Here is a 21485-nt window from a genome sequence, read left to right as displayed (position 1 = left end):
ATCTGCCTTTAAGTTACTGTGGTTCACTGATAAAAAACGTTCAAAAATATTGCTGATTTCAGTAACAGGGATTTCAACAGATTAGTATTCTATCGTTATAAGAGGTGTGCCAATAGTAAACGTCGTTATACCATCAAGTGGGTCAAAGCGACTAGCAATTTGAATATTCATGTTATATTTATCACTTTTTATAGAATTACTAAGCTTTTTAGAATAACCGGAAAGACTTATTACTTCCTTTTCATTAAGACCTTCAGAAACAGAAGCACCTAAACTATTAAACATGTCCATTATTTTTTGTTTTTGACCGCTATGAGTCAACTTCTGATTCACGCTCCCTTGAATATTTACTTTAATATTTGGTGTTACAGAAGCATTCTCCAACGCATTTTTGAGATAATCGTAATTTTGAGAAAAGCCATTTTGATCTATTGAGTAACTCAACAAGGATACAATTAGATACACTTGGTAATTTCCGTTTTTTTTCAAAACACTTGCTTGGGCTACCTTTATTTTTGAATTTGGCAATGAAGAAACAACTTTTTGTCCTTGATACTTAATTAATTCCTTTTCATCTTGTTGCGTCGTTAATGAAAGATTTGTTGAAAAAGCTCGTTCCAGTTCTACCTTAAAGGAATGTATTTGAGAAATATCTTCATAGGTATTAACTAAACCACTAAATTTTAAAATCACCTTTTCATTTTTAACATTTGCTTCACTCAGCGTGCACATTAGTAAAAGACCGTCATCTTTATTATCACTTGCAGTAGATGTGTTATTACTCTGATTAATGATCAATATAATCCCCAAAATAATAATAAGTAATAAAATAATTAACCAGTTCCTTTTGAATTGAAAAAACATTGTAACCCCCCCATTTGAATCTGGCTATTAACTAAAGGTAAATGAGTTACATCTTTCTATTACTCTTCTTTAAACGAATTAATGAACAGAAGGACCTTTACCTCTATTTTTAGAGAAAATGATTCTCCATCAAAAGTTCAGACTAGAGTAATATTGTGATGTATCTTCTAGTCAAGACACAAAAATCATTTTTATAAAGTGAAACTTCAATCAGCGGAGGTTTTTGCGCTTATCCCACTGATTGTTAGTTGAATGAATCGAGGTGTTTGCGTCCGATAACTCCCACCTAAACACATTTTATTCACCTCATGTTTTGAGGTGGGAGTCTTACGGGCAGTTGCACCGGGATCAACATTAATTGATTTTCATGACCATTTGATGAGCAAGAGGTTAAAACCAATTTATAAAGTATTTTGATATCTAAAAATCATCTTATTCGTAAACCTGAATTTCATTATAAGAGAAAGGTTTGTAGAAAGTGTGGAGCTGCATAAGATTTTAATTTTTTCTTTTCTAGGAAATACTTTGGATTAACACTCAATTCTAATCTCCATCATAGAACTGCATTTGACATATAAACTGACAATTTTCCCTATAATCAATTACATATTTAACAACGTATGAATGTTGCCATTAAATGATTTGCTTTTGGTAAAATAAAAGAATCCCGTTTACTTTTCAGGATCCTTTCCTTTTTGCCGGTAAGAAGAAAAATGGAAGAAATGAAATGACGTGGTAGCAAACAACTTTTTTTATCATACCGTCGCAATTATGCTCTATTTAATTTCAATCAGTCTTTCCCATAGTTTCCTTTTTTATAGGTAAAGAGATCTCAAACGTCGTTCCTTCTCCTATAACACTTTTCACTTTAATTGTCCCGCCATGTACCTCAACAAAACCTTTGGCAATCGAAAGACCTAGCCCAACTCCACCCTTATCACGTTTTCGCGATTCATCTGCACGATAGAAGCGTTCAAAAATAAATGGGATATTTTCCTGCTCAATCCCGGTTCCTGTGTCTTGAAAGCTAATGATAGCTGAACGCCCTTCTACCTTTACATTGATAGTTACTGTTCCATTTTCAGGTGAATAACGAATTGCATTGCCAAGAAGATTAACAATGACTTGTGTGATACGATCACGATCTATTTCCAGAAATAGATCAGTGGAGATTTTATTTAAATGAAGTGTAATATTTTTTTCTTCTGCAAACCATTGAAACTGGGAAATAATGGTTTCAATAAATTCATTTACTTCTGTTGGCTCTTTTTTTAATGGCAGTGTTCTTGCTTCCGCAAGGCTTAGCTGCTGCAAGTCATTGACAAGTCTTGAAAGGCGATACACTTCATCACTTACGCGTAAGATAACTTCCTCCGTTGCTTCTAGTGCTCCAGTTTGAATAGATTCTAGTTTTGCTCTTATGATAGAAAGTGGTGTTCTTAGCTCGTGCGCAACGTCAGCAACGAGGGATTTCCGTATGCGTTCCGTACGTTCAAGCGTGTCTGTCATCTGATTAAAGGCATCACCAAGCTGCTTGAATTCATCTTTAGAATCAATCGTCACCCGAAATTTTGTATTTCCTTTTGACACATGACCAATACCTGATACGAGCTGTGAAAGGGGTCTAGTTATTTTTTTAGAAAGAAAGTATCCAATCATCAACGTAATTAAGCCACCAAAAAGGAACCCAAAAAGGATTGATAAATTAACCGATTGGACAAATTGCTGTTCTAAACGAGAAACAGTCGCGCTCTTATTTGGATACGCAATAAATGTTCCAATCGTTTTGCCATTTATTTTAAGAGGATCTTTGATTGACATCTTGTTGCTTTTTTCCATGTTATTTGTTGTATCCGCTATTACTTCACCTGAAGCATCTAAAATGATAACCCCAATAGTTCTTTCCATACTCCCCATCATATTTCGCATATTCATATTCATTTGGTTTGAAACCTCAAGAATTTGATCTATACCTTCAAGTGAACCCGTTGAGACATAATAAGAGGATACAGCTTGTTTAATCGTTCTAACCCTCATTTCATCACTTTCGGAAAGATAATTTTCAAACATTTTCTCCACACGAGATTGAAAAAATAAAGATTGAAATAGCCCCATGAATATAACCACAGCCGTCAATGAGATAAGCACTTTACTCCTAAGCTTCATTCTTCCCCTCCAAACCGGTAACCAATCCCGTAAACAGTTTTGATAGTAGCAGAAGATCCAAGCTTAGTTAACTTTCTTCTTAAATTACTAACATGGGTGTCAATCGAACGTTCATAATTAGCAAATGCTTCTCCCATCGCAATGTTCATAAGCTGTAATCTGCTATAAACTCGACCAGGCTTTTCTGCAAGTGTAGCTAGAAGTTTAAATTCTGTAGGGGTTAAATTAGCCCTTGTTCCATGGACAAAGACCTCATATGTAGAGAGGTTAATTTTAATATCTATTTGGTGAATCCATTCATCGCCCGTTTGCTCACTAGACGTTCTTCTTAGAACAGCCTTCATCCTTGCAACTACTTCACGCAAACTAAACGGTTTTGTAATATAATCATCTGCACCCATTTCAAGTCCTAGAAGTTTGTCTAGCTCATCTGTTTTAGCTGTTAGCATAATTACTGGGATACTAACTTGGGCCATTCGCAATTCACGTAACGTCACATACCCATCCTTATCAGGCATCATGACATCAAGTAAAATAATATCGACATTTTGGTTCTCTTTAAGAAGACGTAACGCCTCATTACCATTACGAGCTTTTACCGTGTGATAACCTTCATTGTGTAAAAATGTTGAAATTGATTCTCTTAATTCGTCTTGATCATCAACTATCATTACTGTTTTTTTCATCAACAAGTTTCCTTTCTTATCCAATTGTTTTTTGGCAAGAAATACTAAGATAAACCTTGGTATGAGTTTACCAAGGTTTATTATCTATAATCAATTATTATAAGTTTTTATCAGTAAGCTCTTGCAGACGTTCTCTATATTCCTCGGTACTAATTTCTCCCCTAGAATATCGTTGTCTTAGCACATCAACCGCATTGTCTATTTGGTCTAATTTGTTGTTTGGCGACCATTTTCGAATAGCATATATGATTAAACAAATAATTAAACCCCAAAACACTAACATAAAAATTCCACCGAACATCATCATTGGAAATCCTCCCCCTAAACATTCCATCCCATTATACGACATCATTTTTTACCAAACTCCTTTTGGTGATTTTTTAGGTGTTCCTGTTTAGAGTGATTCACCAAACCCAATACAGGCAAACATCCCTGTAGTATTTAACATTACTTTGATGTTTTCACTCATAGAAAGCAACATTTCTTTTTGTTGCTCCGTTATTGCCGTTCCTTCTTTCTCCAATTGTTTTAAATCTTTTTGAATGACCTTCCCCAACTTTTTCGTCAATTTGTCTACCTTTACCCCTTGCTTATCTGTAATCGTTTCAAGAGATTTTCCACTTTGAATTTCATTTCGGAGTTGATCTGTTGTCATTTTTAAAGTTTTGGCGGCTTCACTAAATAGATCGGTCCTCAAGTCATCCATAATTGACATTGAATCCATCATCTCATTCATATTTCCCATCATACCCATTCCGCTCGAAACACCCATCATTCCTGAGTCTTGATTCGAACTCATCATTTCATTTTGTTCCATCATATTTAAAGGTTTATCATTTACCCAATTGTTTGAACTGGCATATGAAAAGAACGGTCCTGCAGTCATTGACCCAACTGTAAATGCCCCGACAAACCCTGCTACTATTAATAATTTTTTCATCTATACTCACTCCTGTTATTTATAAGTGGAAAGCTTGATTCTTTCCCTTATTAACAATGTAAACAATCAACTTTCAGAACTTATGGAGAGAATGTCAAGAACTTGTTAAGATTTAAAATAGACATAAAAATGATATGTAATAATACATAGGTATCAAGAATCAAAAAGATGTGGACCTAACTGCTTGGTTTTTACAAAAGTAATGGGAAGAGTTGGCAGAAGGTTTTTGTTTACAAAAAGGAGGCTGTTACTCGCTTCTTCTATCAAAAATAATTAACAAGCTTGCCTTTGCCTTAAATGTGGGAAAGGCAAGTTGTTTTTCTACTTCATTATTGAGAGAATGTTTATCCTATTGCTTGACTCCCATTAGACAAGCTTAATTACTCATCTATTACTATGGATTACTATTTAAGATGAGTGTGCTTGCTCATGTAAACGATAAATAAAAAACATGGACATCAACACTATAAGGAAAGATGCTTATCCTTAAAACTGCTCCATTCATTTAATATTCTCCTTTGCAATCAAACTTTGTTACCACCAATAAGAAAAAATGGATTTATTGTTAACACAATTAGGTGCTAAGTACACTCTCAACATTCAATAAATACTCCTTTTTAACCTTTTTGGATTATTGGTTTAGCAAAAATCATTTTTCCAGCAGGGGTTTGTAAAAGCTTCGTTACCAAAACATCAATGTAGTCGCCTATATAATCCCGTCCTTTTTCTACTACTATCATTGTACCGTCGTCTAAATAGGCAACTCCTTGATTGTCATCTTTACCATCTTTAATTATTTGTACATTTATTTTCTCCCCAGGGAAGACAACCGGTTTTATGGCTCTAGCTAAGTCATTAATGTTCAAAACATTTACATCATGCAAATTACATACCTTATTTAGATTGGAGTCATTCGTAACAACTGTGCCATTTAATAACTTTGCCAGTTTTACAAACCGATCTACTGCTTTTATCTCGTTGAATCCACCTTCATATATTTCAACTTGTAATTCCAACTCTTTTTGGATCCTGTTCAACGTGTCAAGACCTTTTCTTCCTCGATTTCTTTTTATCGGTTCAGATGAATCCGCTACATGTTGTACTTCTTCTAGAACAAATTCCGGGATTACCAATGTACCCTCTAAAAAACCTGTTTTACATATTTCTTCAATTCGACCATCTAAAATAGCACCTGTATCCAGAATTTTTACTTTTCTTTGAAGTTCCTTTTTACTTTCAACGCCTATTTTTGTGTTTTTAGTATCATTTAGCTCTAAAGCGGGTAATAAGTTTATAATGTCATTCTTCTTCTTAAATCCCACTTGAAATCCTAAATAACCGAACAAGAGAGTTAGAAAAATCGGAAAAACTGTGTTAACTACCCCTATACTCATCTCCTTCAAAGGACTAGTAATTAAGAATGCCAAACTTAATCCTAAAATAAGACCAATGCTTCCACATAAAACATTTGTTACAGGCACTTCCATTAGTTTTTCTTCTATTAGACGTATAAAGCTAATACCGTAACCAATCATCCAAAATATTGTAATGAAAAAAACAACAATACCAATTAGATAACTCACCCATAAAGGGACTTTTCCATTTGTCATACCATTTATGAGATCTAGAACAAGAAATATCCCAATCGTTCCACTCATAATGATAGTGATTCGTTTAAGAATTATATCCAACAATGATACACCTCCTGTATTACTACAACGAAACCAGTATTTTATTTCTTTGGTGATGGGTAAGACGGATATTATATTTCAATCCATTCATTTCGATACACAAGACATATTGTCATCAAAAAAATAGAAAAACAATATTTTTTACCAACGATTCCTCTTATATAAAGGTAAAAAAAGCAAATTAACTTCATTTGTTTAAGTTGCTCCCTTTATCATCAAACTAGGACAATATTAAGTATAATGCACGAATTTGTTGAATGTGTGGAGAATTAAATGATTAAATTTAACAATTTGGTTATTTGCAAGCTTAAATAGATTTTTAGACTTTTAAGGCGCGGTTAATATTAAGTGAGAGGCTCCGAGGTTTCCCCTTTTTTCCTTTTTGCCCTTAAGGTACATTCGATTACACACTAACGAATACATCCATCCCATGTGCATTCATATAACCCTCTAAGAATGTCAAGAAAAATGCGTAAATACAATTAATTAGTTTTGACAATTTCGTGAACAAATTGAATAATATATAATTAAGGAGAGTGAGTACATGGAATCTAAAACAAGAATATTAAATGCTGTAAAATATATTGGAGGGACTATCCTAACAATTGGAATCATTACTTTTTTACTTGGATTTTTTGTAAGCAATTACGGAATTTTGACTGCAATTGGTATTGGTGCAGTTATGGGAGCAGTTTTTATTTTTCTAATAGGTTTATTCTTTGTTGCCTCAGAAGCGATGGTGGAGAAAACCTCTTATCACAATAAGGTGGTTCACAAAACGGAAAAAAGAGCGCCATAGTAGACGCTCATTTTGACAACTTTATTAGTAGTATGCCCATACTAATGTCAGCAAACTCCCGAATACAGTAACTAAAGCAATGATTAAACCATAAAAAGTACTGGTATAGATTGCTTTTTTATCCCCAGTTTCACCCGCATGCATAAACACCACAAGTTGAACTGCTGCTTGTACGAATGCTGTTACAAGTAAAATCGTCGAGCCTACTTCAAATGACATGTCAAAGAAATAAACCGTAACAGCTACCGCAGTAAGTATCAACGAAAATACAAAGCCCATTACTTGTTTTCGTGGAAATAATTCTTTCATATTACATCATTCCTTTCAAGAAGACGAAGCTGAAAATAAAGATCCAAACGACGTCCAAGAAATGCCAATAAAGAGAGAAAATAAATGATTTGTTTGCCGTTTCATAGTTTATCCCGTGCTTTATAAGTTGTGTGATAATAACTGATCCCCAAAATAAACCAAAGGTAACGTGTGCTCCATGCGTCCCTAAAGTGAGAAAAAGGATAGCTGTAAATGCACTAGTTTGTATGGTTGCTCCTTCGTGAACATACATAAAAAAATCATAAATTTCGTAGCCTAAGAATCCCATGCCAAGCAAAAGTGTGATTATAAAGAAAGTGATCATCGCTTTTTGCTTACCTACACGCATAGCGTGAATTGCAAGGCCGATGGTAAAGCTACTTGTTAGAAGAAAAATGGTCTCCATTAGTATCGGCGTAATTTCAAAAATTTCTGCTCCAACAGGACCGTTGCCAGTATGATCAACTAATACAAAGTAGGAAGCAAAAAGTGTCCCAAAAAGCATTATTTCTGCACCTAGAAAAATCCAAAAGCCTAAGATGCTAAAACGATTGTGTTCCGTACTATATTCAAGAGGTTGCGAATGATTTATTTTCACTTTTTACCACCTCCAAATTTTGCTTCTGTTTCTTTAATTTCTTCCACAGAAATGTGTTTACCGCGATCTTTCATATAGGATTGGTAAGCCATAGAACTAAAGATACCGACTCCAGAAAGAATAACTCCTGGCCATATACTGAATACAAAAGAAAATCCAAATACGAAAAAGAGGACTGCCATAATAACTGGTAACCCGCTATTATTAGGCATATGGATTTCCTTCAATTCACCCTTAAATAATTTATGACCATTTTTCTTTGCATCCCATAGTGCTTCACTTGAATTAACTTGCGGAGTAACCGCAAAATTGTATTCTGGAACAGGATTATGGGTTGCCCATTCAAGAGATCGTGCATTCCAAGGATCATCCCCAACATTTCTAGGTGAGTAACGAATGCTGTAATAGATGTTATAGACGATAATAATAAATCCTATCGCCATCATACCTGCACCGATAAAGGAAATCATATTCCATACTCCAAAACCCGTCTCTGCAGAATAGGTGTACATACGACGAGCTTGTCCATCTAATCCAGAAATGTACATAGGGAAGAATGCAAGGCAAAATCCGATTGAAATAAACCAAAACGCCCACTTCCCGATTTTTTCGTTTAGCATAAAACCGAACATTTTTGGCCACCAATAAGTTAGACCAGCAAGCATTGCGAATACAACACCAGGAATGATTACATTATGGAAGTGAGCTACCAAGAACATCGTATTATGATATTGGTAGTCTGCACTTGCCATCGCAAGCATAACCCCAGTAACCCCGCCAATTGTAAAAAGTGGTATGAACCCTAATGAGTAAAGCATCGGAACCGTAAACCTGATTTTCCCTTTTCGAATCGTCAGTAACCAGTTAAATATTTTCATCCCAGTTGGAATGGCGATTAACATGGTGGTGAATGAGAAAATACTGTTTGTAAGTGCTCCCTGTCCCATCGTAAAGAAATGGTGAACCCATACCATAAAGGAAAGCAGAGAAATAATAACCATCGACAAAACCATTGATTTATAACCATATAGGTTACGTTGTGTAAAAGTTGGAATGACTTCACTGTATATACCAAATGCCGGTAAAATTAAGATATACACTTCCGGATGACCCCATACCCAGAAAAGGTTAGCCCAGAGCATATCATCGCCACCATTTGTCATGGTAAAAAAATTCGTTCCAAATTGTCGGTCAAATGTTCCCATTAATAGTGTCACCGTCAATACAGGGAAGGCGAAAACGATGATAATATTCGTAACCAAAGCTGACCATGTAAACATGGGCATTTTCATCAATGTCATACCAGGCGCTCTCATTTTAAGAATGGTAACGATAAAATTGATACCAGTCATTAATGTACCAAGACCTGAAATTTGAAGCGCCCACATATAATAATTTGTCCCTACAGATTCACTAAATTGCGTTCCAGCAAGCGGAAAATAAGAAGTCCAACCCGCGTTAGGAGAACCACCAAGGACGAAAGAGAGGTTAAATAACATCGCTCCAACAAAATATAACCAGAAACTTAGTAAATTCAATCGTGGGAACGCCACATCACGAGCTCCAATTTGTAGTGGAACAACAAAGTTCATTAGGGCTATAATAAATGCCATTGCCATAAAGAAAATCATCACTACCCCATGAGTTGTGAAAACTTCATTATATTCCGCAGCATTTAGGAAAGTATTTTCAGGCACAGCAGTTTGAGCGCGCATCATAATAGCATCTACCCCACCGCGGAACAGCATTAACAAAGCAGATATTAGGTACATAATTCCAATCCGTTTGTGGTCAACTGTTGTTAACCATTCACGAAAGAGGTAGCCCCATTTTTTAAAATAGGTTAAGCCTATGATTACCGCAATTACTGTAAGAGCAATTGCGACCATCGATGCGTAAATCGTAGGTGTGGGATTTGGTATAGCAAATCGATTAAAGAAATCCATAATTTTATAACTCCTTTCAAAAAATATATGAAACAACTATTAAACCTTAATGACTCATGTTACCTCAATCAGATTCGTTGCCTGATTTATCTTTCGATTCATGAGGCTGCATAGATAGCCCGGAGTCAGTTTCTTCGGTATCGGATGACATTTCACCATGAGACATTGGAGGTGGCGAAAATCCTAAATGATTTCCAGTGAACGTTAATTGGCCAAGGTGACCTGGTTCTAATAACTCATCGAACTTTTTCTTGGTGAGAGGTTCAGCAGTAGCTTTCACTTCCTCTACCCATTTCTCATATTCCTCTGGGGGCATTGCCTTAACGTTAAACGTTTGCTCAGCAAAGCCTTTACCGGTGAAGTTTGCGTTTCTACCCATGTATTCCCCCGGAACATCAGCTGCTAGATGTAACGTGGTAGTCGCATGCACCATTGCATATTTTTGTCCTCCAAGTTGTGGGATCCAAAAACTTGAGATTGGCCCATAGGAGTAAAGTTTAAATTTAATTGGTCGGTTTGTTGGTATAAATAAATAGTTAACTGTTTCAATGTCCTCTTCTGGATAGCTAAAATGCCATTTCCAGTTGGAGGATGAAGCATAAATGACTAATGGTTCTTGATTCTCATATATTTCAGGTGGTGCCTCAACAACATACAAAGATTTAACAGTTACCACTGTAAGGAAAATGATGATTAAAACTGGAACCCCAACAATAAGTGATTCAACAATCGGATTACTTTTAATATAAGGCGGTTCATAATCATCTGGTCGTCGAGACGCTTTTATTACATAAAATATGTAAAGCGCAATAACGGTAATTACGACAACCGCCATTGTCATAATCGAAATCCAAATGACATCAGCTGTAGTTTCAGCTTGAGGCCCTTTAGGATTTAAAACTTTTAATGGTTCACATCCCGTTAGTACTGTGGTAATAGCAATTATAAGTGTTAATATGACCCATTTGATTTTCATCTAACGTACCCCTTTCATTGACGTTTTCTTATCTACTAGAATTGAAAAGATCACATTACGAATTCACCAGTATCAATACTAATAAAGAAATTTGGGGAAATTGTGAGGAAATGAACTTGTCACAAATTAGCCAAAATTGAAGCGCAAGATTTGTCACCTGTCAAAGATTAATTGATTTAAACAACAAAAATAGCGGGCGATGGCTTATTCTAGTAATCCATCGCTCGCTATTTACAACACAAATTTGACACGACATCTATATTATTAATTTTCTTAAAGAGGATGTTCAAAAGTTCCAATGAAAATAATACATTGAATTTTTTCGTTGGCTTACTTTTCCGGCACTCAAAGCTCGCCGCCTTAAACTTCTCAGTCCATTTCATCCTCCATTTTGAACACACACTTAAAGTATTACCCCTGTACTCCATAATAAAGAAGTAATGAAGCAACCATAAGTAGCAGTACAAAGATTCCGGTTTTAAGATAATCCCTTTTTACAATTGAATTAACCTTGTCGATTGAACCACTCCGCTTGCGATATCTAATAAGGAAAATAGCAGCAACAATTCCTATTAAACTCATTACATGGCTAACACTAAACGGCCCAACTACCATCGGGTTAATTCTAGCAAATTCAACAATTGCCCGAATAGCCAAATAACCAATTAGATAATGAAGGAATACTTGGCCTGTGTAAGAAGTTTTCTTTAATCGTAGCCACAAATAACCGAATAAGAGATAGTCCAACAGAAATTCATAAGCTTGGGCTGGATGCAACAATTCGCCATACTTTTCAATCCCCCAAGGGAGAGAACCAGAAATTGGTACACCGAATACATCACAACCAATCCTACTTATTCCCTGTGCTAAAATTAGCGATGGGGCAACAACGTCTAAAGTCTGCCAAATTGGTAATTTATGACGCTTTAGAAATAAATAGCCCACTAATAATCCACCTAAAATCCCACCATGAATGGATAGTCCACCATTTTGGATGAAAAATACCTTCATTGGATTGGCTAGGTAATAGGACGGATTATATACAACGATATAAACAATTCTAGCTCCTATTATTCCTCCGAATAAGGAATAGATAACTCCATCCGTTAACAATTTATGATTCATCTTCCTACGTTTGGCTTCTCTTACAAATAACAGAAGACCAGCCAACGCACCAATTGCTATCATTAAACCAAAAAAGTAAATCGTAATAGGGCCTAAACTAAATAGTGGTTTCATCTGATATCCTCATTTCATAAAATTTAAACTAATTATGCTGTCCAATCACACAAACAAGATTATACGTGTTAAATATAGATTTTTTGTGAAGAATATCAAATTTATTTTTAGACCTTCTTTAATAATAAAACTGATACTTTCATAAAGAAAAAATACTCATGTCTACTAGAGACTGAGCAAGGATTAAAGTTAGGGGATACACCTATATTCATTTCGTTTTAATTAGTTTTATCCGTCAACTCATACAAACGTTCTCTATATTCCTCTGTACTGATTTCCCCTCTTGAATAACGCTGTCTTAATAATTCTACGGCCTTATCCGGGTTGTTTGTTGTATTGTTTCGGGAAAGTTTCCGAATTAAATAAATCACTAACCAAATAATTAATCCCCAAAACAACAACATAAACACCCCACCGCCAATCATCATGGGCCATCCCATTCCATCACATATCATAATAATCAACTCCTTATCTATACTCATACAGCTCATCTTAGATTAATCAATATTCTAGTTGAAATAGGCCCAGCTAATAATAGCTGGGCAGAAAACTAAGGCTGTTCAATTACTTCCTTTGTTTTTAAATATTGATCCATATCTATTTCTCCATTTACCAGTCTTAGCTTCAATTGATCAAGAGGGGTCTGTTGAGTAATACTGTCTTTTTTCTTGTCTTTTTTAGAAGAACCTCCACAACAACTCATGAGAAATCACCTCCTTCTTCATTGTAAAACTAATATATCTAACAAATTTGTAGAAATCATGAAGATAGTAAAAGAAATTTTCTCCAGGTATTTTCACGAAAAACTTGTAATATGACTTTTATACCTTAATATTTAGAAGACCATATGCCCCGTATGTTTATCTATAATGCTTCCTGCTTGCCCTGATTTTCTTCAAAGTGAACAACATTAGATTCTTTTGATTCTGATGCTTTCAAAGCCTTAACTTCTTCCATCAGCTGATGATTCTGTTCCATTAAATCCACCATCTTTAATTGGACAGACTGCAGTTCATCCTGTTGGGAAGACTGTAACTGATTATTATTACTGTCTTCCTTTAAATCCTTGTTCTTATTCCCACCAAACATGCCTTTCATACAGAACAACATCATAAGGGGGCAAGCTAACAATATAAGAAGTTCCCAGTTCATCATTCCACCTCCATTTGTTTATAAAATTATTATGAACGACAATTGTGTAGAAACGTTGAAGAATCAAATAAATTTATTCACTTTACATTAATAGAAGAATATTTTCTTTTAAATAATCCATGATCACCTGCCCAAGTCCAAAGAAAGCGCCCTAAACAAACGATTGCTAAACTGATAAACACGGCATTATGAATATTCATGTGTATCAAAATCTGGGCCAATAATGCAATAGTAATACCAAATATTATTTGACTTTTTGTCTCTTTAGGTGAGGTTTTTGGATCGGTTATCATATTGAATGTAAAAATAAACAAACTTCCCCACATAAAGGTACTAAAATGCGTATTCCATAAGTTAGGCCATATCAATTGTCTTAAAAACTGTATCCCTACAAATCCACTAAAAAAGGAAAATACTAACGGCAAGCGATGTACTTTATACACCAAATAAAGCCCACCCAAGGACATCAAACCTAGAATCCATATATAATACCCCCATTGCAGCGGATCAGTAGCAGTTGCCGGAAGTAGTAGAGAAACCGCTGCTATCCCGCTATTGGAAGGGTTAAAAATATGGTTCCCACGATATCGAACCAAATGCTTTAAACTGATTGCTATCATTGCCGCTATAACAAAAGGTATTGTTGCTTCAGCCCGTAAAGCTAACAAAATTCCTAACCCAGTTATAATAGAACTGTATGGCCATGAGATAGTACCCTTTTTCCAGTATAGAAACCCTAATTCCAATAGTATGCAAACACCTAATGTTGCAATAATTTGCCACAAGGCTATAGAAAACTGTAACAACCCTCCACCAATGATTGCGTATATGCTAAGGAGCATAATTTGCATGATTCGAGGATCGCGAATTATTCCCATATTTTTTGCAGCTCCTTTTCAACTGTTTCCATAGGAACATACATTTCCTGTGGTGAGATTTCATACCACCGAACAATTCCATTTTTATCAATAATAAAGATGGAATGCGTGTCTACTGGTCCCATATCCATACCACCCGGTACATCCGTCACCCCATATGGTTTGCCTACTTTTTGATTCGGATCGTACAAAACTGGTATCTGAATATTATTTTTTTGTACCATTTGTTTAGACATGGAAACTGGATCTGTAGTAATCGCCAATATTTCTGTATTATGTTCAGCGTATTCTCCAACTTTTTTGTTCAGCTCGTCTAACTGATCGATACAAGCTTGACAGCCATTGCCTTCATAGAAAAAAAGCACAACATTTTTCCCTCTATAGTCAGCCAAAGAAATATAGCCCTCTGTTGATTGCAACGTAAATTCTGGTGCCAAAGAACCCACCGAAAGATCTGTTTTGTTAACATTGGAGGTTTGCTTCTGTTGAAAAGTTGTCAATACAACTAAAATTACTACCAAGCCGACAATACCTGACAATCCGAAAATCCATCCCTTATTATGAATTTTCGGTTTATTATTTCGTTGCTTCTTCTTTTGTTTCATATTCTGATTCCTTTCTTACATATTATTGGTAGGATTTTTTACCTACTTACTTTCTCTAAACTAGTTTAGTCAATAAATGTGTAGTTTTTGTGAATAAATATGAGGTTGGATTCTTTTCCATTTTCAACCTTAGAATTTGTATTAAAGTTAACTACGGATCATATAGTGGAATATAAGGACAAGTCCTAGGGGGAATAAAATTGCAGCCTGCATTATTTTTTATCCTTTTAGTGGTATTTATTTCATCATTTATCGTCATTACCAAAACTGTTTACAACAGAAAAAGTATCCCTTGCATGACTGGTATGATGATTGCAATGACAATGGGAATGAGTGCTGGTTTAATTTTCGGAGTAATACTTGGGATTGTGTTTTCGGGCAATTTATTCATTTCTACAATATCAGGAATGATTGTTGGTATGGTAACTGGTTTTTTGTCTGGAATGCCTATTAGTCTAATGGCAGTACTAGACGGTTATCTTTCTGGAATTATGGGTGGATTGATGGGAGCAATGCTAGGAGAAATGATAAGGGTAGAGTATCGTGATGCAGTTACAAAAATAATCTTTGTTGTATTTGTTGCGACTATTTTAATTGTCATGAATATCATTCATAATCATGTCGAAAGAAGTGAAAAATCTTTATTACATAACCCCCTTATTTTAGTCCTGATATTTGGATTGATTTTCATTCTATTGAATCGATTTGAGCCTATATTTTGATAGAATTAAAATGACGAAGAGATAAATGACAATTAAACCAAATGCGGTAGTTGTTAACTACCGCATTTGGCTAACCCGCACAACAAGATAATTGAGACACATCTTTATCAAACGCAAGAGCAGCCAGTTTCAACCCTTCAGCCATCGTTAAATATGGTGCGAGGCTCTCACGTAAATCTTCAACCGTTAAGCCAAATTTGACCACCAATGTTGCCGCGTAAATTACTTCTCCAGCATTTTCTGCAACCACATGGACCCCTAGTACCTTTAGTGTTTTTGCATCTGCCACTATTTTAAATACACCTGTGGTTTCGTGGTTGACAATTGCTCTTGGAACAGCATCTAAAGGCACCACAGATGTTTTGACCTCAAATCCTGCTTCTTTTGCTTGCTCTTCTGTTAATCCAACCGTTGCTACTGCAGGATTGGTGAACGTAACACCTGGAACAACCGAGAGATCTATCTTACGATTAAGCCCGCCAATCACGTTATCTGCGGCAATTCCACCTTCATACGCTGCCACATATACAAACTGCGGTCCAAGTGTCACATCTCCTGCCGCATAAATTTTTTCATTATTTGTTTGGGCATAATCGTTTATGATTATTTCTTTTTGCGGTCCAACTTCAACACCCGCTGCACTTAAATCCAAACTATCCGTGTTTGGTTCTCTGCCTGTTGCAACAAGAAGCTGGTCTGACTCGATTACTTTTTGTTTTCCATCAACTGAGACATGAACCTTTTTTATTTCTCCTTCTTGTTCCACACGTTCAAAAGTTGCTCCCTTTACGAGATTTATGCCTTGTTCCAGTAACGCTTGTCCCACCGCTTTCGAAATCTCTGGATCATATTCTTTTAAGAGACACTCACTTCTTTGCATAAGCGTAACTTCTGAACCTAAATGATGAAAAAGCTGTCCTAATTCCATTCCAATATATCCGGAGCCAATAACGGTTAGGCGCTTTGGCACCTTTTTCAATTCAAGTATCGTGGTACTTGTTAAATATTCAACATCCCTAAGTCCTGGAATTGTCGGTAAAGATGGAGAAGCACCTGTTGCAATTAAATAACGTTTGGAAGTCAGTTGTTTCCCATTGACTTCAACCGTATTTTCATCAATAAATTTAGCTTCACCCTCGATTAAATCAAAACCATATTCATCAATTAACCGAACATATTTTTGATTGCGAAGTTCACTGACCAATTCATTTTTCTGCTTCACTAAAGGGGCCAATTCCACTGATCCAGCAGAGGTCCATAACCCTACAAATGGATTGACGTTCGCTTGCTGATTGATTTCCCCTGCACGAAGAAGCGTTTTCGATGGAACACAGCCGATATTTACACAAGTACCACCAACCGTTTCACGCTCAATCATCCCGACTTTTGCTCCATATCCTATTGCTTTAATGGCAGCAGAAAAGGCCGTTCCACCGGAACCGATGATTAGTAAATCATAATCCCTATCCTCACCTAAAACTGCGTCTTCTTGTGATGTAACTTCTTCTATTTCACCTGGTTGATATGTTGCTTCATCAATAGCTTTTTTTGCGTTTTCAACGTCTATATCTTCGGGTAATTCAAATATTGCCTCTCCTTTCCAGAAACTAGCTTTAATGTTTGTTGCACCCATATTTTCAAGAACTACCGCCACATGTTCTTCGCAGCCTGTACACGTCATCCCTTGAATGTTGATTTGATATTTTTTCATGTGTATAACCTCCACTTTCAAATCACGGATCACTAATAGTAGTTTGTAACCCATTTCATTTACTACACGCAGAAAGAGCAATAATAATAATTATCAATACCATGCTACATTAACGTATAAATAAACATTCCAAATACTAAAACGGTTGTAATCCATAATCCAATAATCGAACTTTTTTTCCTGCACTTCCTCCTGTAAACCAAATAAAATGAATATGCTAGTAAGACAAACGTAACTATTATTAACAACGTTTGATATTTTGTCGCATAAAAAGCTAACCCTCCAGCCAACCCTGTTAATCCTAAAGGAACTAAAATCAAAGGGCCTACACAACAAGCCGTTGCAACAAAGCCAGAGAATATCGTTGCCAACTGCGAAACTTTCTCTATCATTCCTTTATCACCTACCAAAGTCACCTTTTTCGTTATTCGTCAAACAGCGTTTCTATAATGGGACATTCATGTAACGTTTTCTCATCTGGACAACGTTCCTTTAAGTCATTCAACATTTGTTCAACTCGTTTTAAATCTTGAATTTGCTGTTGGACTTCCCTCTCTTTTTTCGATACAAATTTAAACATATCTTGGCATCGGTTATCATCCTTATCTACAACCCCAAGTAATTTATCAACTTCTTGCAATAAAAAACCTAGATCCTGCATACGTTTAATAAATCTTACACGTTTAACGACATCATCTGAATATATCCGGTAACCAGCTTTAGTTCGGTTTGGCTCCTGAATTAAATGCTTCCGTTCATAATATCGGATTGTTTCTTTGTTTACTCCGCATTTAGCAGCAAGTTCACTAATTCGATAACTCATCTAATCACCTCAGACAAAATTATAAACCCTGTACCATAGTAAAAGGTCAAGATTATTTACCATATTGTTTTTAATAATTTCTCTAAAATTCATAAGAAAAGCCGGTTTCCTTCAAAAATAAGGGAAACCGGCTTTTTAGTAAAAATAAGTAACTGACTATTAGTTTACATCATATCCTTGGTCTTCTACAGTTTCTTTCATTTGATCTACTGAAACTTTAGCCTCATCATAGGTGACATCTGCGGTTCCTTTATCCAGCTTGACTTCAACAGAAGCTACACCGTTTAATTCTTCTAATGCACCTGTAACAGCTGCTTTACAATGATCACAAGTCATCCCTTTAATATCAAGTGTCAATTTTTCCATCACTCATTCTCCTTTCAATTTAAATCAAATTATAGTTTGACTCGTTTTAGTCGAAGCGAATTAGATACAACAGATACAGAACTAAACGCCATTGCGGCACCTGCAACCCACGGTGCAAGGAATCCTAATGCGGCAATCGGGATTCCAGCAGAATTGTATGCAAGCGCCCAGAAGAGATTTTGCCGAATGTTTTTCATTGTCTTTCGGCTTAAATTAACTGCTTGTGGAAGATGTTTTAAATCGCCACCAACAAGCGTAATATCTGCCGTTTCAATGGCAACATCCGTACCAGTACCAATTGCAATTCCGATGTCTGCTAATGCTAATGCAGGTGCATCATTGATACCATCGCCAACCATCGCAACTTGTTTTCCATCCTCTTGTAACTGTTTCACTTTATTTGCTTTATCTTCTGGCAATACTTCTGCAAAAACATTTTTTATTTCGACTTGGCTTGCAATAGCATTTGCTGTTCGTTCATTATCACCGGTAATCATATAAACCTCAATACCAAGTGATTGCAGTTCCTGTATAGCTTCTTTTGATGATTGTTTAACCGTATCAGCAACAGCAACAATACCGGAAAGTACTCCATTAATTGCTATTAACATGGCTGTTTTGCCTGCTTCTTCTAGTTGTGTTAATTGTTCTTCATGTGATTCATAGCTAATATTTTCTCGTTTCATTAATTTTCTTGTACCAACGTAAACTTTCTTTCCGTTTATTGTTCCTTCGATACCATGACCCGGTATTGCTTCAAAATGGTCCACATTTTCGGCTTTAATGTCATTTTCTTCTCCATACTCGAAAATTGCTTGTGCTAATGGATGCTCTGAAGCTTTTTCAGCAGAAATCAAGTTGCTTAATACTTCGTTGTCATTATCCGCGAAAGAAATAAAATCAGTCACTTCTGGCTTTCCTTTTGTTATCGTCCCTGTTTTATCAAGGAGAATAGCGTTTACTTTATGCGTTTCTTCTAGATATTCACCCCCTTTAAAGAGGACTCCTTGTTCAGCACCTTTACCTGTGGCAACCATAATTGAAGTGGGGGTTGCCAACCCAAGGGCGCAAGGGCAAGCAATGACGAGTACAGCTATAGCTGCTTCAAGTGCCTGCGGTAAATTACCGGGAGATGCCCAAAAGAACCATGCTAGAAACGCGACAACCGAAATCCCAACGACAATCGGAACAAAGATACCAGAAATAACGTCGGCCATTCGCTGGATTGGAGCCTTTGATCCCTGTGCTTCTTCGACAATTTTGATAATACCTGCTAATGCTGTGTCTTTACCTACTTTTTCAGCTTCAATGGTTAAGGTTCCATTTTTATTAATCGTTGAACCGATGACTGGATCGTCCTCTGTCTTTTCGGTTGGAATTGACTCACCAGTAATCATCGACTCATCAACGGAAGATTTTCCTTTTAATACTTTTCCATCAACCGGAATCTTTTCACCCGGTTTGACTAATAATGAGTCTCCAACTTGTACCTCTTCCACCGGAACCTTTACTTCCTCTCCATCACGAATTACGGTTGCTTCTTTCGCTTGTAGATTTAACAGTTCCTTTATGGCTGCTGTTGTTCGACCCTTTGCAAGATGTTCAAATAATTTTCCGACTAAAATTAACGTAATCAAAACCGCGCTTGTTTCAAAATACAAGTGTGGCACATAGTCGGGGTTCATAAGTGCTCGAATCCCTTCCACAACACTGTAAAAATACGCTGCTGACGTTCCAAGTGCAACAAGGACATCCATATTAGCGCTTTTATTTCGCAATGCCCGGTAAGCACCTGTATAGAACGACCAACCAATATAAAATTGAACCGGGGTTGCTAATATAAATTGAAACCAAGGGTTCATAAAAATATCAGGAACCGGAATCCCAAGATTCCACGGAATATGGCCAATCATGGTGTATAGCAATGGTAGTGACAGAATTATAGAGATGATTAAATTTCGTTTCTTCTTTTTAAATTCTATATCTCGATGGTCTTCTCCACCTTCTTTTTTCACAACGGCTTCATAGCCCAATTTTTTAACCTTTCCCAAGATATCATCAAGAGATACTATACCGGGGTTATACTCAACTGCACCAGATTCAGTTGCAAGATTTATATTGGCTGATTGAATACCGTTCATCCGGCTTAGTCCCTTTTCAATTCGCCCGGCGCAAGAGGCACAAGTCATGCCTCGGACATCAAACTCTGTTTTTTCTTTTGCAACACCATAGCCTATTTTTTCGATTTTACCCGTAATGTCACTAGCATTCACTTTTTCTTCATCGTAAGTGATCTTGGCATTCTCCATTGCCAAGTTAACGTTGGCTTCAACTCCATCCATTTTATTTAGTACTTTTTCAATTCTTGTCGCACAAGAGGCACAGGTCATTCCTGTAATATCAACGGATAGATCTTTCGATTCACTCATTTATGTCACCTCCTTCTTATTATTTGGAAAACTGTTTCATAACTTTCATTAATTCTTCAATATATTCATCACCTTCGCCAGACTGAACAGCACTCGATACACACGTTCGTGTATGTCGTTCCAACAAAGCAAATCCTACCTGTTTTAATGCGGAATTAACAGAGGAAATTTGAACCAAGACGTCAACACAATAACGGTCATCCTCAACCATTTTTTGAAGACCACGGATTTGGCCTTCAATTCGTTTTAAACGATTTATCAGTTTGTTTCTTTCTTCTTCTGTCCTTGGAGTGATTGGATTTCTATCTGGCTGAATCTCGATATTTTCATTTTCCATTTTCATCACCTCTTTCGCCTTACAATTAATACTATACCCCCCTATACTATTTGTGTCAAATTTATCGTTTTTATTACTTTTCCCTGATTGTTCACAATTACACTCATGGTTAAAATGTTGAATTAACGGGAAAATATATATGTACTACGAAAAGGAGTTGATCTTTATGAGTAATATTGCTGTAAATCAGCACATTATCCCAGACATCAAATATCAAATTAATCCAGCTTAAAATCCGAGATAATGTG

General features: G+C 36.1%; 24 protein-coding genes. 2 read left to right on the top strand and 22 right to left on the bottom strand.

From position 1 onward, the window contains the following. Positions 1 to 81 precede the first annotated feature (81 nt). From IEV74_RS00120 to IEV74_RS00095, 6 genes are all read right to left on the bottom strand, one after another. The gene (locus IEV74_RS00120) at positions 82 to 864 is read right to left on the bottom strand and encodes a YwmB family TATA-box binding protein (RefSeq protein ID WP_188453321.1); all 783 of its coding nucleotides are present in this window, start codon (positions 862 to 864) and stop codon (positions 82 to 84) included. Positions 865 to 1650: 786 nt separating this feature from the next. Further along, complete coding sequence (locus IEV74_RS00115; RefSeq protein WP_188453320.1) at positions 1651 to 3030, bottom strand: sensor histidine kinase; 1380 nt, start codon at positions 3028 to 3030, stop codon at positions 1651 to 1653. Next, positions 3027 to 3716 carry a response regulator transcription factor gene (locus IEV74_RS00110; RefSeq protein WP_188453319.1) on the bottom strand — a complete coding sequence of 230 codons (690 nt, stop codon included), beginning with the start codon at positions 3714 to 3716 and terminating at the stop codon, positions 3027 to 3029. The genes IEV74_RS00115 and IEV74_RS00110 overlap by 4 nt, the downstream gene beginning before the upstream one ends. A gap of 97 nt (positions 3717 to 3813) precedes the next feature. Next, positions 3814 to 4023: an SHOCT domain-containing protein gene (locus IEV74_RS00105; RefSeq protein WP_229683018.1), complete on the bottom strand. Its 210-nt coding sequence runs from the start codon at positions 4021 to 4023 to the stop codon at positions 3814 to 3816. A gap of 87 nt (positions 4024 to 4110) precedes the next feature. Then, complete coding sequence (locus tag IEV74_RS00100) at positions 4111 to 4656, bottom strand: hypothetical protein (RefSeq protein ID WP_188453317.1); 546 nt, start codon at positions 4654 to 4656, stop codon at positions 4111 to 4113. A 617-nt stretch (positions 4657 to 5273) separates the two neighbouring features. Continuing rightward, on the bottom strand, positions 5274 to 6338 hold the full coding sequence (locus tag IEV74_RS00095; RefSeq protein ID WP_188453936.1) for a PIN/TRAM domain-containing protein: 1065 nt from the start codon (positions 6336 to 6338) through the stop codon (positions 5274 to 5276). A 553-nt stretch (positions 6339 to 6891) separates the two neighbouring features. Between IEV74_RS00095 and IEV74_RS00090 the strand changes: the two genes are divergently transcribed. Then, positions 6892 to 7146 carry a hypothetical protein gene (locus IEV74_RS00090; protein ID WP_188453316.1) on the top strand — a complete coding sequence of 85 codons (255 nt, stop codon included), beginning with the start codon at positions 6892 to 6894 and terminating at the stop codon, positions 7144 to 7146. A 24-nt stretch (positions 7147 to 7170) separates the two neighbouring features. Here IEV74_RS00090 and qoxD read toward each other — a convergent pair whose 3' ends face one another. The 10 genes from qoxD to IEV74_RS00040 all read right to left on the bottom strand — a co-directional run bounded on the left by qoxD (position 7171) and on the right by IEV74_RS00040 (position 14849). Then, entirely contained in the window at positions 7171 to 7455 is a 285-nt protein-coding gene (gene qoxD, locus IEV74_RS00085; RefSeq protein ID WP_188453315.1) for a cytochrome aa3 quinol oxidase subunit IV, read from the bottom strand. 1 nt (position 7456) lies between these two features. Further along, on the bottom strand, positions 7457 to 8053 hold the full coding sequence (gene qoxC / locus IEV74_RS00080) for a cytochrome aa3 quinol oxidase subunit III (RefSeq protein ID WP_188453314.1): 597 nt from the start codon (positions 8051 to 8053) through the stop codon (positions 7457 to 7459). Next, positions 8050 to 9999, bottom strand: a complete 1950-nt coding sequence (gene qoxB / locus IEV74_RS00075) for a cytochrome aa3 quinol oxidase subunit I (RefSeq protein WP_188453313.1) — start codon at positions 9997 to 9999, stop codon at positions 8050 to 8052. The genes qoxC and qoxB overlap by 4 nt, the downstream gene beginning before the upstream one ends. A 64-nt stretch (positions 10000 to 10063) precedes the next feature. Beyond that, on the bottom strand, positions 10064 to 10975 hold the full coding sequence (gene qoxA, locus IEV74_RS00070; RefSeq protein WP_188453312.1) for a cytochrome aa3 quinol oxidase subunit II: 912 nt from the start codon (positions 10973 to 10975) through the stop codon (positions 10064 to 10066). Positions 10976 to 11386: 411 nt separating this feature from the next. After that, positions 11387 to 12214, bottom strand: coding sequence for a prolipoprotein diacylglyceryl transferase (gene lgt / locus IEV74_RS00065; protein WP_188453311.1), 828 nt, complete (start codon positions 12212 to 12214; stop codon positions 11387 to 11389). Between the two features lie 218 nt (positions 12215 to 12432). Continuing rightward, positions 12433 to 12669: an SHOCT domain-containing protein gene (locus tag IEV74_RS00060; RefSeq protein WP_229683017.1), complete on the bottom strand. Its 237-nt coding sequence runs from the start codon at positions 12667 to 12669 to the stop codon at positions 12433 to 12435. 95 nt (positions 12670 to 12764) lie between these two features. Continuing rightward, entirely contained in the window at positions 12765 to 12917 is a 153-nt protein-coding gene (locus IEV74_RS00055) for a hypothetical protein (protein ID WP_188453310.1), read from the bottom strand. A gap of 161 nt (positions 12918 to 13078) precedes the next feature. After that, positions 13079 to 13366: a DUF2933 domain-containing protein gene (locus IEV74_RS00050; RefSeq protein ID WP_229683016.1), complete on the bottom strand. Its 288-nt coding sequence runs from the start codon at positions 13364 to 13366 to the stop codon at positions 13079 to 13081. Positions 13367 to 13443: 77 nt separating this feature from the next. Continuing rightward, entirely contained in the window at positions 13444 to 14244 is an 801-nt protein-coding gene (locus tag IEV74_RS00045; protein WP_188453308.1) for an RnfABCDGE type electron transport complex subunit D, read from the bottom strand. Next, a complete protein-coding gene (locus IEV74_RS00040; protein WP_188453307.1) occupies positions 14235 to 14849 on the bottom strand; it encodes a peroxiredoxin family protein in 615 nt (204 codons plus the stop codon). The genes IEV74_RS00045 and IEV74_RS00040 overlap by 10 nt, the downstream gene beginning before the upstream one ends. A 200-nt stretch (positions 14850 to 15049) precedes the next feature. Here IEV74_RS00040 and IEV74_RS00035 point away from each other — a divergent pair, with 200 nt between their 5' ends. Then, positions 15050 to 15571, top strand: coding sequence for a hypothetical protein (locus IEV74_RS00035; RefSeq protein WP_188453306.1), 522 nt, complete (start codon positions 15050 to 15052; stop codon positions 15569 to 15571). Between the two features lie 70 nt (positions 15572 to 15641). Here the strand turns inward: IEV74_RS00035 and merA are convergent, their stop codons facing one another. The 6 genes from merA to IEV74_RS00005 form a co-directional block, all read right to left on the bottom strand. Continuing rightward, positions 15642 to 17282, bottom strand: coding sequence for a mercury(II) reductase (gene merA / locus IEV74_RS00030; protein WP_188453305.1), 1641 nt, complete (start codon positions 17280 to 17282; stop codon positions 15642 to 15644). A 104-nt stretch (positions 17283 to 17386) separates the two neighbouring features. Then, a complete protein-coding gene (gene merT / locus IEV74_RS00025; protein ID WP_188453304.1) occupies positions 17387 to 17674 on the bottom strand; it encodes a mercuric transport protein MerT in 288 nt (95 codons plus the stop codon). Positions 17675 to 17706: 32 nt separating this feature from the next. Then, positions 17707 to 18105 carry a mercury resistance transcriptional regulator MerR gene (merR, locus tag IEV74_RS00020; RefSeq protein WP_188453303.1) on the bottom strand — a complete coding sequence of 133 codons (399 nt, stop codon included), beginning with the start codon at positions 18103 to 18105 and terminating at the stop codon, positions 17707 to 17709. 159 nt (positions 18106 to 18264) lie between these two features. After that, positions 18265 to 18471 carry a copper chaperone CopZ gene (gene copZ, locus IEV74_RS00015; protein ID WP_188453302.1) on the bottom strand — a complete coding sequence of 69 codons (207 nt, stop codon included), beginning with the start codon at positions 18469 to 18471 and terminating at the stop codon, positions 18265 to 18267. A 29-nt stretch (positions 18472 to 18500) separates the two neighbouring features. After that, the gene (locus tag IEV74_RS00010; protein WP_188453301.1) at positions 18501 to 20900 is read right to left on the bottom strand and encodes a heavy metal translocating P-type ATPase; all 2400 of its coding nucleotides are present in this window, start codon (positions 20898 to 20900) and stop codon (positions 18501 to 18503) included. A gap of 19 nt (positions 20901 to 20919) precedes the next feature. Then, positions 20920 to 21237 carry a metal-sensing transcriptional repressor gene (locus IEV74_RS00005; RefSeq protein WP_188453300.1) on the bottom strand — a complete coding sequence of 106 codons (318 nt, stop codon included), beginning with the start codon at positions 21235 to 21237 and terminating at the stop codon, positions 20920 to 20922. Between the last annotated feature and the right edge of the window lie 248 nt (positions 21238 to 21485).

It is taken from the genome of Virgibacillus oceani, from assembly GCF_014638995.1.
Classification (GTDB): Bacteria; Bacillota; Bacilli; order Bacillales; family Amphibacillaceae; genus Virgibacillus_E; species Virgibacillus_E oceani.
The sequence above is the reverse complement of the archived record's forward strand: the minus strand, read 5'-3'. Positions and strand labels throughout refer to the sequence as shown.